This window comes from Methanosarcina acetivorans C2A (genome assembly GCF_000007345.1).
GTDB classification, from domain to species: domain Archaea; phylum Halobacteriota; class Methanosarcinia; order Methanosarcinales; family Methanosarcinaceae; genus Methanosarcina; species Methanosarcina acetivorans.
On sequence record NC_003552.1, the window covers coordinates 4,452,027 to 4,468,405 of the forward strand.

A 16,379-nucleotide genomic window follows, 5' to 3' on the forward strand; every position below is an offset into this window, starting at 1 on the left:
TAATGTATTACCAGACAACCTTTATCAGAGGACCTGGAAAAAATACTGAAGTTTTCATACATGGTCCTGGTTTTCCTGGAATAATACTTTGGTCTGGCTCTTCAATGAATCAAGAGAGCCGTGGGGAAAGCATGGACCGACCCGATGTGTGAAGTGCTGGAGGGGTAAAAAGGCTTCACATAAAAAGGCTTCAAGCTTCTTGTTTCCAGAATCGATTATGTGTAGATGGCGTTTATCTCAGCCGAATGATCGCAAGAGATCCGGGATTACTGGTCCGGGGCATCTATCGCAAAACCGCCTCGTTGGGAAGCGCTTCATTAATGATTCTTTTACAGGCGAGTGGAGTAAGATGTTCCGGCGATGAACTACGGAATGAACTGAGGTAAAGAGGTGTCAGTGCATGGAAAAAAATAATCATGCCAGGATTATTGCAGAACCGGGAAAACAGGAGATCATCATCACACGGGAGTTTGATGCTCCACGAGAACTGGTTTTTAAAGCGTTTACAGATTCGAAGCTTTATACAGAGTGGCTGGGACCACGAGGCTTCACAACGACTCTTGAGACATTTGAACCGAAAAATGGCGGATCCTGGCGATATATTCAAAGAGATCAGGACGGCAACGAATATGCATTTCATGGAGTGAATCACGAGGTCACAGCACCTGAAAGAATTATCAGCACTTTTGAGTTTGAAGGACTTCCGGAAAAAGGGCATGTCGTCCTTGAAACAACGAAATTTGAAGCTTTACCGGGTAACAGGACAAAACTAACATCTCAATCTGTCTTCCAGACGGTTGAGGATCGTGACGGAATGCTCCAGTCAGGTATGGAAGAAGGCGTCAACGATTCTTATGATCAACTTGCAGAACTTTTGGAAAAGATGGAAAGGTAAAGATCCGGATTTGAAGTAAAAATAATCTGTAAGGATAACCGGCAAGGGGAAACAGCATGGCAGACAGCAACAATGCAATCTGGGACAGGCTACCTGAAACACCATATCCTGAACTCAAGAAACTCAATCGCCTGGTTGGCAAGTGGAAAATAGGAGGAGAAAGATGCCAGAAGGCAAATACGTGAATGTAAATAACCTCAATATGTACTACGAACTGCACGGAACCGGCAGACCGCTTATCCTGCTTCATGGCGGCGTCGGTGCGAGCGAAATGTTCGGCCCGATCCTGCCGGACCTTGCTGAAAACAGGCAGGTCATCGCAGTCCATTTACAGGCCCATGGGAGGACAGCCGACATCGACCGACCTCTAAGCTTTGAGTTAATGGCCGATGACATTGCGGCACTGGTAAAGCACCTGGGAAGCGAAAAGGCCGATATCATGGGTTACTCTCTTGGCGCGGGCGTTGCCATGCAGACCGCCATCAGGCACCCGGATCTGGTCCGCAAGCTCGTGGTCGTCTCAGCTCCCGTCAAGCGGGACGGATGGTACCCCGAGGTTCTGGAAGACATGGCACAGATGGGCCCGGAGACTGTAAAAGCCATAAAGCAGAGCCCGCTCTACCAGCTCTATCCCGAAACCGACTGGGAAGTGCTCTTCACCAAGATTGGCGACCTGCTCGGGAAGGACTATGACTGGTCGAAAGACGTGGCTGCGATTAAGTCCCCCACAAGGATCATCTTCGCGGATGCGGACGCTGTACGTATGACGCACATAATGGAGTTCTTCGCGCTATTTGGTGGAGGGCAACAGGACGCCGGTATGGACGGTTCCCGCCGGCCGATGGCACAGCTTGCGATTCTGCCGGATATGACTCATTACAATATTCTCTCCTCTCCTTCACTGGCCGCCTTCGTAACAAAATTTCTCGACTCACCCATGCCGGAGACCAGGTGATTGGTATTCCCTGATGGCCAAAACCGGATCACAATTTGCAAACGAAGAAGCTGTCAAAAAAGTCCAGGGCACAGGCTAAGCAGCAAACCTAAAAAAGTCCCCTGACAAAAAGAATAGGACTGAAAAGAAAACGGGGATATTCTTTATAAAAATGGGAGAATTTTATGCAAAAGGCTGAAGGAAATTCATGCGGGGACGCAGAAGAATATTTGGAAAACATAATACTTGAAGCCGCAGGTGAAATACCTGCTCTCTATATCGAACCGTCTGCAAGAGAAATACTACCTATCACACGCCGGATTTTTGAAGAAAACACTTTTCTTGCCCATGAATTCAAAATTTCCCAGCTTGTAGAAAAAGAAAAGCGCCTGATAATTTACGGAGAAGCGGGTTCGGGAAAAACAAGTACTCTCAAGTGGCTAAATACCACATGGGCCGGGGAATATCTCGAGAAAAAAGAAGAATACATTCCTATTTATGTAGCCCTTGATTCTTATGTTAAAGGTTCTTTTTATGCATATTTGGAAGCAAAAGCAAAACGAAAAGGGATTTTGGAACCTGATTTGAGAGAATTACTTGAAGGAAAAGCCCTGCTGCTTTTAGACGGGCTTGACATGCTCAGATCTTCCGATAACTTTTCTCCCCTTGATGAAATTTCCGATTTCATTTCCGATCATGAAGACTGCAGATACGTTATTGCCTCAAGAAACGGCCCCTCTGGCAGTATAAAAAGTACTTTTGCCGTTTGCGAGCTTGAGAAATTCTCAGATGAAAAAATAGGGCTCTTTATAGAGAGTTCCGTCCCCAACAAGAGACAGGCAAAAATTCTGAAAAGCAGAAGCCTGAATGAAACCAATTCACATCCTTTTCTCCGAAATCCCCTGCTGCTCAAACTCCGGATTAAAACTTCAATCGCCGGAATTGGGATGGGGGGAAAAAAGAGACTTAATCAAGAGCTTACTTATTTTGACCCTGAATTTATCCCCTCCAATCGGGCAGAACTTTACCAGGCTTTTATTTCAGAGCTTTTCAGACATTCCGGGACTAAAGAAGATTTCTTCAGTTCCGAAAAGATACTCTCCATGAAAAAAAGCAGAGATATGGAAAACTGCGGCCTGGGAAGCGGAGAGTCGAGAAGCTCTGAAAAACTGCCTTCCAAAAATACTCCGAGAACAGGCTCGGAAAAAATGGATTTCGAAAGAATAGAGATTGAAAGTTTTCTAATGGACCTGGCATTCAGGCTTCAGTGCGAGCACAGGCTTTCATGCAAGTACGGATATGCCCTTGAAATCGCAGAAAAGTACGCAAAACAAAATCCTGCAAAACAAAATCCATCCGGAAAAATTGAATCTAAAAAAACAGAAGACAAAAAAACAGAGTATAAGAAAACAGAAGCCAGAAAGCTTCTCAAGGCTTGCTTCGGGCCAGGGCTCCTGACCAGAAACCGTTCTGAAGTAAGGTTCGGGATAAACCTGGACCTTCAGGAATACTTTGCAGCTTTAAAGCTGAAGCAACACTTTGAACAGGGAACAGAGACCTCAGAAGCATTCGGGCACCCGGGATGGGAAAACGTTGTGATATTCGTCTCGGAGATGGTCGAATCAGGAGAAAAACTGGTAAACTCCATAATTTTGAGCAAAAACCTGGACCTTGCTTCAAAATGTGCCGCTAAAACAAGCCTCGAAACAAAAGAAAAATTATGTTCGTTACTTGCCGGAAAACTGGACAGCAGGTACACGCTGGAAAAAATGAGAGTAATCCGGAGCCTGGGCAGGCTTGGAGACTGTGGAATTGAAGCCATTTCAGGAGTGCTTGGGCACGGAGACACGGGAGTGAAAAGAGAAGCAATAAGGGTTCTCGGGGAGACAAGATCGGAAATGGCCCTTGTCCCTCTGACAGCTGCATTTGGGGATGAAGATTACTCCGTGAGGATCGAAACCGTAAAGGCTCTCAGTATGATAGGGACGGAAAAAGCTGTCGACCTGCTGACGAACGCACTGGCGGATAAGAACCGGGCTGTCCGCCTGGAAGCAACCGATTCACTGATGCGGATAGAGTCAGAAAAAGCTCTTGATGTCCTTATTTCCGCACTTGGGGATAAAGATGATTTTGTCCGTTTCGGAGCTATGGGAGCTCTGGGCAGGGCAACTCCTCAAAAAGCGGCAACCCCTCTCATAAAAGCATTTAAGGAAGAGGACAAACTTGTCCGATGGGGAGCTGCAGAAGCCCTGGGGCAGATGAGGTCGGAAAAAGCTGTCGAACCGTTCATGGATGCCCTGCAGGATGAGGACGAATTTGTACGATGGATAGCGATAAAGGCACTCGGGAAAATCAAATCGGATCAAACCCCTGATACCTTTACCTGTACACTTGGAGATAAAAGCCATTTCGTCCGAAGAGAAGCCGCAAAGACGCTCGGGATGTTAGGTTCGGAGAAAACACTTGATCTCCTTGTTTCCGCGCTTTCGGATGAGAACGAATTCGTAAGAAAGGCAGCTGCTGAAGCCCTCGGAGAGAGAGGACCCGAAATTGCAGGCTCAAATACAGCTGTTGGTGCACTTGTAAAGAGATTAAGTGATGAAAGCCATTTAGTTCGGCTGGAAGCGGCAAAGGCACTCGGAATGACAAGGTCCAGGGAAGCTGTTACCCCTCTTCTTCTGGTACTGGGGGATGAAAACCGGTTTGTCCGAAAAGAAGCAGCAAAAGCACTCGGGAAGCTGGAACCCGAAAAAGTCCTTGAACTGCTTATTCATGCGCTTGAGTCAGGTAACCATTTTATGAGGCAGGGGGCAGTAAGAGCCCTGGGACAGATGAGTTCTGATGAGACCCTCCAGGTATCGGATAAAGTCTTCGACATTCTTGATAATGCCTTTAAGGATGAAGATAAGCTTGTACGAAGGGAAGCAGCCAGAACTCTGGAAAATATATCCGGAAACAGGCCTGAAAGAGCCTTTCAGTCCCTGATTAATGCGCTTGACGATGAAGACGAAGAGGTCAGGAGGCTGCTGGCCGGGGTACTGGGGTGCCTGGGTTCTGAGACAGCTGTGCCCCGGTTGATCGGGGCTCTCAAGTCCGAAGACGAAAATGTGCGGCGCTTTGCAGCTGAAGCCCTCGGGCAGATAAGATCCGAAAAAGCCCTGGAGCCCCTGATAGATACCATGTTTTTCGATGCATCTGGAATTGTGAAAGGAGAAGCGGCCAGAGCTCTTGGAAAAGTAAAATCCAGAAAAGCCATAGAACCGCTTATTGACGCACTCCTTGATGAAAACAATGAAGGCAGATGGGGAGCTGCCGAAGCCCTGGGCAGGATTAAAGCTGAAACTGCAGTTGGACCCCTGATTCTCGCTCTTTCAGATAGAGATGACTTTACACGGTTTGCTGCAGCAAAAGCTCTTGCCAGGATAAAACCCAAAAAAGCTATCGAACCTTTGATCAATGCCCTCTATGACCGGAACCGCTTTGTAAAAGCAGAAGCTACCGGAGCCCTCATGAAAATTTGTACGAAAGAAAATAAAGATCGGATGCAGGCTTTACTTGCTTCAGAAAATGAGCTCGCGGCAAATCTCGCGTTCGAAATCCTGGAAGAAATTGAAATGCAGGAAGTATCAAAAACCCGGCTGTTTCCGGACCTGCAATAACTCCAAAAAAGGAACAGATTTGAATGAAGCGATAAGAATTATTTAAAAAATTTTAAAAATCGGTTTAAAAAATATCATTTTTAAAACATCGGAGCCAGAAAAATGGAAAGAAACCTCAGGAAAAATTTTCTTAACGCTCTTTGCGGAAATCCAGTTGGCATGACCCCTGCCCTTTCTGTCACCCAGACCGGAACCGTTGAACTGATGGATCTGACCGACGCCTCCTGGCCGGAAGCTCATTCCGACCCGGAAAAGATGGCAACCCTCGCCCTTGCAGGCCACGAAATTGCGGGCCTTGAAGCCGTACGTTATCCCTACTGCCTGACCGTGCTTGCCGAAACCATGGGCTGCAACGTGAGGATGGGCACAAAAGATATCCAGCCCTCGGTCCTGTCTCACCCCTTTTCCGAAGGTCCGGAAAAACTGAAAGTCCCTGAAGCTCTGCTCGAAAAAGGAAGAATTCCCATTGTCCTCAAAGCAACCGAAATCCTGGCAGCCCGTGCCGGAGAAGAAAACGGAAAGGAAGAAGTTCCCCTCATAGCAGGGATGGAAGGCCCCCTTACTGTTTTTACCCACCTTGCGGAAGTTAAGAATTACCTGATCTGGACTATAAAAAAACCCGACTATGTCAATGCCTTCATGGAGACCTGCACCGAGATCTGCATCGAATACGCAAACGCCCTCTTAGACTGCGGCGCAGACACTCTCTCCATGCCCGACGGCGGGATAGTAGGCTCAAGAATGATGCCTCCTTCGGTTCTTGAAAACTCCGTCAAACCCTTCTACAAACGCCTCTGCAAAAAAGTAAAAGGCCCCGTAATCCTGCACATCTGCGGTGACGTGGGCGATTCCCTGGGAACTCTTTCGGAATGCGGTTTCGAAGCCATCAGTATAGAAGAAAAAGTTAGCCTCAAAGCTGCAAAAGAAGTCATCGACGGCAGAGCAAGGCTAATCGGAAACGTCTCCCCTTCAAGGACCCTGCTCTTCGGAACCCCTGAAGCCGTGAAAGCCGAAGCAAAGCAATGCCTCTCGGACGGCGTGGATATCCTTGCCCCGGGCTGCGGGATTGCACCGAGGACCCCGCTTGCAAATATAAGGGCGCTTGTGGAAGCGAGGAACGAGTGGTACGGGGAGAAGGAATGAAAAATAGGAGAGGAAAAAAGTAAGGAGAGGAAAAAAGTAAGGAGAGGATAAAAGTAAGGAGAAAATTCAGACCAGCTTTTTAGCTGTCTCCGGACAGTTACGTAGTACCCGTATTAAACGGGCTCCTGTTTTATTACATAACATAAAATTCCTCAATGTTCACATCTCGTGAAGCACCTGGACCTGTCAAATACCAGGAAAATCTTTTTTAAGGCCTCTATTTAACCAAAAAAGTTACGAATTCGATGAATAAAACATCGCCTTACATATCCCCCAATTATTATAAAAGATAGTTAATATTAAGTGCGTTTATACTACAATATATATGATTAATTAGGAAATTAAATAAGTTCTAAATTTAAAAATAGTTAATTTTAAGTTCATTTATGCTATTATATACATGGGGGATTATAAAATTAAAAAAGTTCCAGATGAAACTAAAATATTAAACCGTTTTTAATCCAGCTTCAACATGAAAGTTATGAATTATTCAAAATTAGCAAAGTGAATTAGGGATGGGGGAGTTATGACAGAGAATGAATACTTGAAAAGATGTAGCAGGTGTATATTACCTGAAACAACACCAAACATTATTTTTGATAAAGATGGTGTTTGTAATTTTTGCCGTTCTCACATAAAAGTCCGGTATGAAGGGGAATCAAAACTTAGAGAATTATTGCACTCGCATCGCAAAGATAGCAACAAATATGATTGTGCTATAGGAATAAGTGGCGGGCGGGATAGCAGTTACGCCCTCCTCAAGCTCGTAAAGGATTATAACCTGAAAGTTCTGGCAGTTAACTACGAAAATCCGTTTACTGACCCGCAGGCTAAAACCAATATTGAAAATGCTGTAGAAGCGTTAAATGTTGACGTTGTTAGTTTCAAATTGAAGAATAATATTCATGAAAAAACATTTAAACATAATTTCACTTCATGGCTTCGCAAACCATCTCCTGCAGCCATACCTATGATGTGTATCGCCTGTAAATTGATTCTTCCGAATGTGATTAAATGCGCAAAAAAGTATGGTGTGAAATGTATAGTTACAGGAGGTAACCCATATGAATACACATCTTTTAAAAGAGAATTACTGAATGTTTCAACAGATGAAACTTACATGAAGCTCTTAAAAAAAAGCTTTGGCTTAAAAGGGTTTGGAGGAATTGCGAGTGAAATGTTAAATAACCCAATGTATTGCCATCCGATGTGCATTTCCACAATGATAACAGGATTTTTGTATGGAAATCCTTACAGCTTCGGACCCAAATTTTTGTCCCCGGATATTGAGTTTATAGACATATTTCACTACATTCCCTGGCAAGAAGAGGAAGTTTTGTCAAGAATTAAGCAGGAATTGAAATGGGAAAGCCCGAAAAGATTCAGTTCATCCTGGAGATTTGACTGCACTGTAAGTCATTTAAAAGATTTTATGTATTTGAAAACCCTCAACATGACCGAAAAAGATGATTTTTATTCTAAAATGGTGAGAGAAGGTCTGATGACTCGGGAAGAAGCGCTCATAAGGATAAAAAATGAAAACAAACTGCATATGGATGAAATACGAAAATTACTTGACAGTACCGGAATCAGCGACGTTTCCCACTTAAAAATGGATAAAGAGGAAATAATTCGGAAAGAAATACTGGCCGAACAAGTCGGATAATTTTTCATCAAGCATATCAAAAACGATCTATTGTTTAAAGGCTGGTAAGCCTTATTTCGAGGCCTGGGTTTGGAACTGGTATTTCCCCACCCGAGTTTCGCTTCCCGAGTTTCGCTTCCCGAGTTTCGCTTCGGGAGCACGAGGTCTGTTTCGCTACGCTCAAGCAGACTAATTGATGGGCTATAGAGTAAACTGAGATCAAAAAAGACTAACTAATAAGATTTCTAAACAGTAAAACGTTATTCACTATACCAACCATTTCTTGTCCCGCTCGCCTGCGAGCGGCTTTTCACGTGAAAAAACAGAAGAAGCAAATACAGGAAAAAGAGAAAAGAAGCAATTTTTCCTTAAAATATTGAGAAATCAATTATTTTATTCGATTTCCGCAATTAAAGGCATGTGATCACTCAGAGAAATCCAATCTTCATATTTACCAAGATTGACAGGTTTCCTGCAATTGATGAGGTCGACCGGTGCAAAGATATAATCTATATGATAAGGGGTTTGCCTATTTTTTCTGAAATATAGCGTAGGGTCCTTCTCATTTCCAAACTTTACCTGTTTTGATGTATGATAGATACTGGAAATCTCAAATCGATTTAACAGATTAATTACATCGGCAAGTGTTCCATGAAGAGGATACTTGAGGTGTTCACTATCCCAGATAACATTCCAGTTAAAATCGCCTGCAATAATTGTTGGGGAGCCGAACATATCTTTATAATAATTCAATGACTGCCAGACTTCCCCAATGTACCTTCTTCCCGGATCTTCTTTATTGTTCTGTGACCAGACCGCGATAAGATTTATTTCTCTATTATGAGACACTTTGACCGGAAGGACATACCTGTAACTTTCACAATAGGACTCATGAATTGCAATTTCAAAGCCATTGAAACTAAAAACAGCCAGACCCTTGTTTCGATTCTCGCCTATCCATAAAACATCATCATAAAACTTATTTTTGAACTTGTCCGGATGCTCACACTCCGGTACTACTAACAAATCAGGCTCATAGGGAAGAATTTGTTCGTATTTCTTTCTGAAAGCCATGTTGCAATTCCAGGCTATAATTCTCATGTTTAACACACTATTCGGTTACTGATCACTAAAATACTTGCTACAAATCGGAGAAGATCTTTCTTAAAAATAAGAAGCATCAGGACAAAAAGTTTGTTTTTTTGATTGAACTTATCCTGAAAACTCAAAATTGTTTCTCAAATAACAGAATTAAAAACGGCAAAAGCCTGAAAGGTCTGAAAGAACTCAGAAGAAGCAAAATTAAATTATACTTGAAGAACTCTTTTACATGCTCGTTTTATTGTGTTACTAATTTTCAAATTTCTTCTTCCTTCTCTTACTTTTTGGGTAGGACCGCCAGACAAGCTGGCGGGTTTTCCTATATTATGCGAATTTAAAAACCTTTTTTGAAGATAAGAAGAAGTTCTCCTTGCCCGTGAAACCTTATTCGCTTTACCGAGTCATTCTTGTCACGCTCGACGAAGGAGAGCGGTCTTTCCCGCGAGAAATAGAAAGAATTAATTTAAATGGTTTCAATAAGGGAGCTGATAGAGAAGTAAAGAAGAAATGCTCTTGTCAGCAGGGATATAATGGTTTTTTCAGAATTAGCTTTAGGCTTTCTTACTAACTTTGAGCTCATCCCAAAACCTATTTTATCCCTGCATCGGTCAAAATTTCAGAATTATTTTCATTATCTGTGACTCGATTGACTATTTCAGATTCAAGATTCGGAGAGCCGATTTTGGGTTTTGGGATAAGCTCATTATATATGATTCTTCCAAGAAAATCCCTAAAGAAATTTCTGATACTTACTCGAAAGTATATGGTAAAGCAATAGAAGAGTTTTCAAATAAGCACTGTAAATTGAATGGGATGCAGATTGAGGTATTTTTTCGTCCGAAAAAAGTGGAAATCACAATAAGAAAATACCTAAAAATCTGATTTTGTGACCTTATCACTCATCCCATCAATTCCGTATCCTCATGCGAATAAGCCGGCGCACAGCAGCAAAGTATTTTCAGCTCCTCTTCACCTGCATTCCTGACCCTGTGCGGAGTTCCGGGCGCAATACAGATGGAATCCCCTTTTCTGACCTCGAATTCTTCCGATCCGAGGGTCATTATCCCGCTGCCTTCCGTGATGTGATAGATTTCTTCGCTTAGCCGGTGTCTGTGAAGAAGCGTTTCCCCTCCGGCAGGCACGATGGCTTCGGCAAGGCTCTGCTTTGAGTTGCCGTGGACTGCGGGATGCATAAGTTCACGGATTATTGAGCCGTCTTTTGTGATGTAGGGTTCTACCATTTCGTATCTTGTTTTTATCCGCATTCAGAACTACTGATACTGGCAACTATATAACTATTTTTGGATTAAAGAGAGTTTGGATTAAAGAGAGTTTGGATTAAGGAGAATTTGGATTAAAGAGAGGGGGAGACTTCATCTTCCTGTAAAAGTTCTGAAAAAAATGCCGGGCAGTCCGGGATCAAGCTGGCATCTATCAGAATTAAATTCAGGTAAAAAGGCCCACCACCTTTAATTTTCACAGGAGATAGGTCGAGAAAATCCCGGATATCTGTTGGGTGTTCAAGAAAAAACTTCTCAAGCTCCGGGTGGTTCAGGTTTTCTTTGCAGGGGAGACCTGCGGCATAGATTGTGGAATCTAACAGGGTCCCGGCTCGTGCGTCCAGAAGGAGGGCAAAGAAGGAATACAGGCCGTACGGCAGGTCAAGCATGTACCGCGCGTCTGCATCAAGTTCGGATAATAAAAGGTTCCGGGTCTTTTTCCTGTACACCCCTAAAAGCAGTATCGTATCTTTGGAAAGAAGTTCCTGGACCGTATCCGGCAGGAAAAAACCTCCGAAGACGAACTCGCACACTTCATAAGTCGAAGCTGTAAAATCGTTTCTGACAAACAGCATGCCGTCCTGGTCCGAGAGCGAATACCCCATATTGCCCTGAAGATCGATTATAGGGTATTTACCCGCAACAGCATCCTTCCAGAACTTTTCAAGAGCTCTGTCCTCTATTCGGGACAACAGATGTATACATTTTCCAACAGCAATACCTTCCAAGAGTAAACCCTCCCATGATTCTGCAGCTCAGTTTCATCCCGATTTCCCCGATCAAAAAACCCCTTTGTGGAATTAAAGGTCACAGGAGATTAATCGCAATATAATATATAAACTTCATAATATAAATGCCTGGACATGAAAAAAGGCCAAATAATTCAGAAACCAGATAGAAACCAGATAGAAATTCAGAAAAAGAAATAAGGAAAGAAATGAGGAAAGAAATAAGAAAAAATTATCGAAAAAAAGAAAAAACTTTGAATTTTACTGCATATCAAAAAAACTGGATTTTACTCGAGTTTTTCTATTCTCTCTTTCTTGACAAAGGGCTTACTGATTTTCGCTGGCATCCATTCAGGTCTGTTTTTTGGAGCTGCGACAGTTTGCTTCCATGCTTTGAAAACATGAATTTTCTTTGTCCCGCGCTCTCTGAGCCGGATGACATCCGGTTTCGATTTGGTTCCTGAGCCCCTGTTTGCGGCTTTAAGGGCTGCCTGCCGAGGCTGTTTACCAGTGAAAACTCCGTGCTCGTTACCATCTACATCCCGTAGAACAAAATTTCTTGTGTCAGACATAAGGGTCATCTCCAAAAATATGTTATTAGAGACTAATAAAATCTAAAGTATATATAATTTTTCTTTAAATGTTGTCTATGGATATTGTTTTATGAAAAACGTCCCTCAAATTAAAAATTATGTATACACTTAATCTGGAACTGACCGGCCAGAGAAAAACAATATCATTAGCAGTCTTTATAAAGTAAAATAAGAAAATCGCAATGAGATGACTTCCCTCAATTTATAGTTATCGTTCGTATTTTTTCTTTGTTCACAGGTAGTAATCATAAGTACTTGTTATCATAAGTACTTGTTATCATAAGTACTTGTTACGTTAAAAGTGAGATATTCCAACTGATTTTTACAGGTTGATCCGGTAAAATTTTGAAACTCATTTTACCTTTTCCGCCCTTTTTTTGAGGGCGCTGTTCATATCCCCAAAACTGCGTACCGTACCTTTCTCTATAGACCATGAAACGCTGATAAAAGGAATTGCAATCCCACTAAATTTCTCTTTCTGGATAAAGCGTACCCTATGGCCTGAAATTTCTTCCAGGATAAAGCTACGCTCCCCATCGAGAAGTCCAGGGAAGAAAAAATTTCCTTTCCAGGTAAGTTCTTTTTTTGGCTCTAGCCGAATGATCCTCGGATGAATAGTCACGCCTTTTTCCCATTCAGGCTTCATGAAAACTTTAAGTTTACTTCCTACCTTTACCTCCCCGCTTATTTCCCTTATGTAAGGGTTCCACTGGGGATAGGCTGCAAAATCCGTAAGGATTTGCCAAATGCGATCCGCAGAAGCGAATATCTCGATTTCTGTGCTGATTTCTTTTTTGAACCCGATGGTTGCAACTCCTCTTTCATTTTTCCTGATCTCTTTTAGTCTATCAAAGGCAAACTTATTAATTCTACTTATTTGAACCGGGAGCAGGGAAGATAAAGTATGAAAAAAGGACTACGGACTTGTTCAGTTGGCTTGTTCAGTTGGGCTTGTTAAGTCACTTGTTCGGTTAACTCGTCCAGCCAACTCATTCATCAGCTCTTTTAGTCGGCTTTTCCAGTCAGCTTTCCCAGTCGGCTTTTCCAGTCAGCTTTCCCAGTCAGCTTTCCCAGTCAGCTCTTCCAAGCAGCTACTCTTCAAGGTCCGGTAAGGAATCATAATTTTCGCTTAAAGGACAGAGCGCTTGCTTAAAAAGCATAAGAAAGCCTGCTTAAAAAACATGAGTCTGCTCAAAGACCATTTTACTAAAAAACCTTCAGGACATGCCGAAGAGTTTTTTCTTTAACTTTCGCTTTACGCTTCCGTACATCTGTTTCAGGATGATAGGAGTGGGGGTACTTTTCCCGGCAGGGGAAACTTTTCCTTCTCTTATTGCCCTGAGCACTGCCTCGACTGTTTTTTCGGAAGCATCGATTTCAGTATATGCCTGCCCTACCATTTCGGGGATATGGGAGTCGCTCCCTGCAACAGCGGGGATTCCAAGCCTTTCTGCCTCAACTAAGGCTTTTCTGTTGGCTCCGTTGAAAAGGCAACGTGAATTGAAGACCTCAACCGCATCCGTATCAAGCCCTTCGAAACTTCCGATTCCGTGAGAGCTGCTCTTAAAAGGATGGGGAATGATGACCGTGCCTCCGAGTTTTCGAGCCCTTCGGATAGTTTCTTCCGGACTTAGCCGGGGTTCGATATCCTCTTTGATTCCCAGGACCAGGATATGTCCCTTTGAGGAGCTGACCTCCACGCCGGGGATAACTGTAATTTCGAGACCAAGTTCCAGGGCTTTTTTTGCACAGGCAAGCCCGCCTTCAACCGTATCATGGTCACAGATAGCAAAGCCGTCAAGGCCCCTTTTGAGGGCATTCTCAAGGATATCCTCATGGCTTGACTCACTATCTCTTGAATACTCGGAATGTACGTGAAGATCGAATTTCATGCTAATATAAAAATGCGAGTAGAATTTATATAAATTTTGAAACGGACATTAATAAAGAGAAAAAGAGAAGGAAAGCAGGCACTTTACGGGGGGTTTCGGGTCAGACAATATTGGAAAGAATAGTGGAAAAATTGGGAAAGAAAAGATGAAAAGATAGCGGAAAAAGGAAACTTGGAACTGTCCAGGAAACATTTCAGGAAGGTTTGGAGGGTGTTTACGGAACGACTTTTCCGAAGGACTTTTTAGAAAATCTGTCTATGAGTTATATGAATCAACAAAAGTGATTATAGGAATAAAAATACAAAAAATCCAGTCCTGTAAACTGAATTATAAAGAGAGGAACGGGAGGGGAGGATCAGGGCAAGCAGACTGAAACAAAAAGGAAGGAGGAATCACGAACGGGCACTTGCATATCAAAAATCTGGTGTAGGGGTAGTTTAGGATATAAGGAGGGTTTGGTGTCTTCAGTAGACGCCCGTTCGCAAATAAACAAACAACTTCCGGGTATAAATGTCTTTCGTATATATACGAACAATATTCAGGCTCTACAAAAGAATTTCTGAAAAGAAAGAAATTGGGAAACGTAGGAGTAATATACTAAAGTTATTATATAATTAGAAAAGCTTTTAATTCACCCATATAGGGGAAAAAATCAACAAAAACGCCATACTGCATCATTCTCCCTGATTAAGCTCCAGAGCTTTGATCCTGTTGATAATCTCTGTCCTGGCTTCATAATCCACTGAAATCCGCTCTCCATAATCAACCCTGTGCACAATGCCCTCGTCGTAGAGCCAGGAAAGGACTGACATCCCTTTTTCCGAGTTAGGTAGGGTAAAGGAGTAAGAAGACCAGGCAGGCAGGTGCTTAATGATCTCGGCTTTTAACTCCTTCATGCCGAGCTTTTCCTTTGCAGAAACGAACACCGGGTTGGGAGCCATATAGCCAATCTCCTCCATAGCAGCTTCAAGTTCGGATGCCTCAAGCAGATCGGTCTTGTTGAGCACGGTGATCACCGGAACCCCCTGGATGCGGTCCCAGAGAGTATCGTGAGAGGTGGAAAGTTTCTGCAAGATTGTCTCGGGTTTTTCGCTTACATCGACAACAAGCAGGATAAGGTCGGAAAGAAAGATCTCATCGAGGGTAGATTTGAAGGCATCGACCAGCCAGTGCGGCAGTTCCTCTATGAAGCCCACGGTATCGGTCAGGAGAGCCTTTCTCCCGCCCAGGTCGAGGGCCCGGGTGGTAGGTACAAGGGTCGTAAAGAGCTTATCCTGGGCTTCAACGCTTTCATCAACAATCGCATTGAAGAGCGTACTTTTTCCGGCATTCGTATACCCTGCGAAGGAAACCAGAGAAAAACCTTTCCTGTGCCGGAAAGCCCGCAGGGACTCATCGTCTTTTTCTGCAGACTCAAGTTCATTTTCAATCCTTGAGATCCTTTTCTTCAGGTCCTGTTCATAGGCATCCTCATAATCCCCGAGCCCCATGAAACCTGCCCTTTCCTCTTTTTTCACAAGGGAAACAATAGCTCTTGCCCTCGGAACCTCGTACCTGAGCCTCGCAAGCTCAACCTGCAACTTGGACCTGCGGGTAGTAGCTCTTTTTGCAAAAATCTCAAGGATAAGCTGGAACTTGTCTATAATCTGGCACCCGCAGATTTCCGAGATATTGAAAAGCTGAATTGTAGAAAGCCTGTTATAAAAAATGACTTTTGAAGCCCTTTTCATTCGCACAAGTTCGGCAAGCTCCTCTATCTTTCCCTTCCCGAGCTGATACCTGGAATCCGGAAACCTTGTTTGCGTAAGCTCCCCGACAGGGACATAGCCTGCAGCCCTTGCAAGCTCCCTGAGTTCTTCAAAGAGGTATTCGCTACGTTCAGGGTCAGCTCGCGGATTGGTTCTTTTTGCCAGAATTACCCTGTTTTCGGAATCTGTTTTTTCTGATGGAATTGTTACGCCTCAATATTAAGTTCTTTAATGAGTAAATTTCGAGCGCTCAAGGAAATGTGATGAGCAAGTTCGATAGCCCTTCTCTCAGCCAGAGACTCCTGGTACTTAAATGCCCCTGAAAACATACTTTCCGGCACCCAGAGGGGCTGGTTGTACATATCCCCTTTTTCAGCCACAATCGTCCCCTCAAAAGAAAGCTGGTTAGCCGTATCCTCAATCAGCTGTACGACGTCAAGCAAACCGGGGGCTCTTTTAAGCCAGAAAGGAAGGATCTTCACCTGCTTGACTTTTTCGATATGGTCAGCAGAAACAGTAAGGGCTACAGCTGCGCAGACCATATAGTAGCCATCTTTGATTCTGTGCCTGCCCGAAATGTCCACTGCAATAATATCCCACATTTATGTTTCACCTTCCTGCCCGGATGATACCTGTTTTTACAAACCTTCAAGAAACATAAGACAGAATCTATAGAAATATGATATGTAATCGACTATAGAACCACATTGCAGAGGAAATATGACCTATAATCGATTATAGAACCACATTAAGGAGCCACA

14 protein-coding genes are annotated in these 16,379 nt (G+C 43.4%); 6 read left to right on the forward strand and 8 right to left on the reverse strand.

Annotation, left to right across the window (positions count from 1 at the left end; all coding sequences use genetic code 11):
* Positions 1 to 400: 400 nt before the first annotated feature.
* The 6 genes from MA_RS18825 to MA_RS18845 all read left to right on the forward strand — a co-directional run bounded on the left by MA_RS18825 (position 401) and on the right by MA_RS18845 (position 8,297).
* A complete protein-coding gene (locus MA_RS18825; RefSeq protein WP_011023518.1) occupies positions 401 to 895 on the forward strand; it encodes an SRPBCC family protein in 495 nt (164 codons plus the stop codon).
* Between the two features lie 56 nt (positions 896 to 951).
* Positions 952 to 1,080, forward strand: a complete 129-nt coding sequence (locus MA_RS29540) for a hypothetical protein (RefSeq protein ID WP_281085327.1) — start codon at positions 952 to 954, stop codon at positions 1,078 to 1,080.
* Positions 1,059 to 1,850: an alpha/beta fold hydrolase gene (locus tag MA_RS18830; RefSeq protein ID WP_011023519.1), complete on the forward strand. Its 792-nt coding sequence runs from the start codon at positions 1,059 to 1,061 to the stop codon at positions 1,848 to 1,850. Before MA_RS29540 ends, MA_RS18830 begins: the two co-directional genes overlap by 22 nt.
* Positions 1,851 to 2,014: 164 nt before the next feature.
* Entirely contained in the window at positions 2,015 to 5,488 is a 3,474-nt protein-coding gene (locus MA_RS18835) for a HEAT repeat domain-containing protein (RefSeq protein ID WP_011023520.1), read from the forward strand.
* A 102-nt stretch (positions 5,489 to 5,590) separates the two neighbouring features.
* A complete protein-coding gene (mtaA, locus tag MA_RS18840; protein WP_011023521.1) occupies positions 5,591 to 6,631 on the forward strand; it encodes a methylcobamide:CoM methyltransferase MtaA in 1,041 nt (346 codons plus the stop codon).
* Between the two features lie 526 nt (positions 6,632 to 7,157).
* Positions 7,158 to 8,297 carry a hypothetical protein gene (locus tag MA_RS18845; RefSeq protein WP_011023522.1) on the forward strand — a complete coding sequence of 380 codons (1,140 nt, stop codon included), beginning with the start codon at positions 7,158 to 7,160 and terminating at the stop codon, positions 8,295 to 8,297.
* A gap of 372 nt (positions 8,298 to 8,669) precedes the next feature.
* Here the strand turns inward: MA_RS18845 and MA_RS18850 are convergent, their stop codons facing one another.
* The 8 genes from MA_RS18850 to MA_RS18890 all read right to left on the reverse strand — a co-directional run bounded on the left by MA_RS18850 (position 8,670) and on the right by MA_RS18890 (position 16,220).
* Entirely contained in the window at positions 8,670 to 9,377 is a 708-nt protein-coding gene (locus MA_RS18850) for an endonuclease/exonuclease/phosphatase family protein (protein ID WP_048065753.1), read from the reverse strand.
* A gap of 899 nt (positions 9,378 to 10,276) precedes the next feature.
* Positions 10,277 to 10,642, reverse strand: coding sequence for a cupin domain-containing protein (locus MA_RS18860; RefSeq protein WP_011023525.1), 366 nt, complete (start codon positions 10,640 to 10,642; stop codon positions 10,277 to 10,279).
* A gap of 89 nt (positions 10,643 to 10,731) precedes the next feature.
* Positions 10,732 to 11,385: a hypothetical protein gene (locus MA_RS18865; RefSeq protein WP_226990659.1), complete on the reverse strand. Its 654-nt coding sequence runs from the start codon at positions 11,383 to 11,385 to the stop codon at positions 10,732 to 10,734.
* A 287-nt stretch (positions 11,386 to 11,672) separates the two neighbouring features.
* Positions 11,673 to 11,957: a non-histone chromosomal MC1 family protein gene (locus MA_RS18870; protein ID WP_011023527.1), complete on the reverse strand. Its 285-nt coding sequence runs from the start codon at positions 11,955 to 11,957 to the stop codon at positions 11,673 to 11,675.
* Positions 11,958 to 12,330: 373 nt separating this feature from the next.
* A complete protein-coding gene (locus MA_RS25905; RefSeq protein ID WP_342636674.1) occupies positions 12,331 to 12,870 on the reverse strand; it encodes an SRPBCC domain-containing protein in 540 nt (179 codons plus the stop codon).
* A gap of 325 nt (positions 12,871 to 13,195) precedes the next feature.
* On the reverse strand, positions 13,196 to 13,870 hold the full coding sequence (locus MA_RS18880; protein ID WP_011023529.1) for a PHP domain-containing protein: 675 nt from the start codon (positions 13,868 to 13,870) through the stop codon (positions 13,196 to 13,198).
* Positions 13,871 to 14,544: 674 nt separating this feature from the next.
* On the reverse strand, positions 14,545 to 15,822 hold the full coding sequence (hflX, locus tag MA_RS18885; RefSeq protein ID WP_083755955.1) for a GTPase HflX: 1,278 nt from the start codon (positions 15,820 to 15,822) through the stop codon (positions 14,545 to 14,547).
* Positions 15,823 to 15,824: 2 nt separating this feature from the next.
* Positions 15,825 to 16,220, reverse strand: a complete 396-nt coding sequence (locus tag MA_RS18890; RefSeq protein WP_011023531.1) for a DUF2209 domain-containing protein — start codon at positions 16,218 to 16,220, stop codon at positions 15,825 to 15,827.
* Positions 16,221 to 16,379 lie beyond the last annotated feature (159 nt).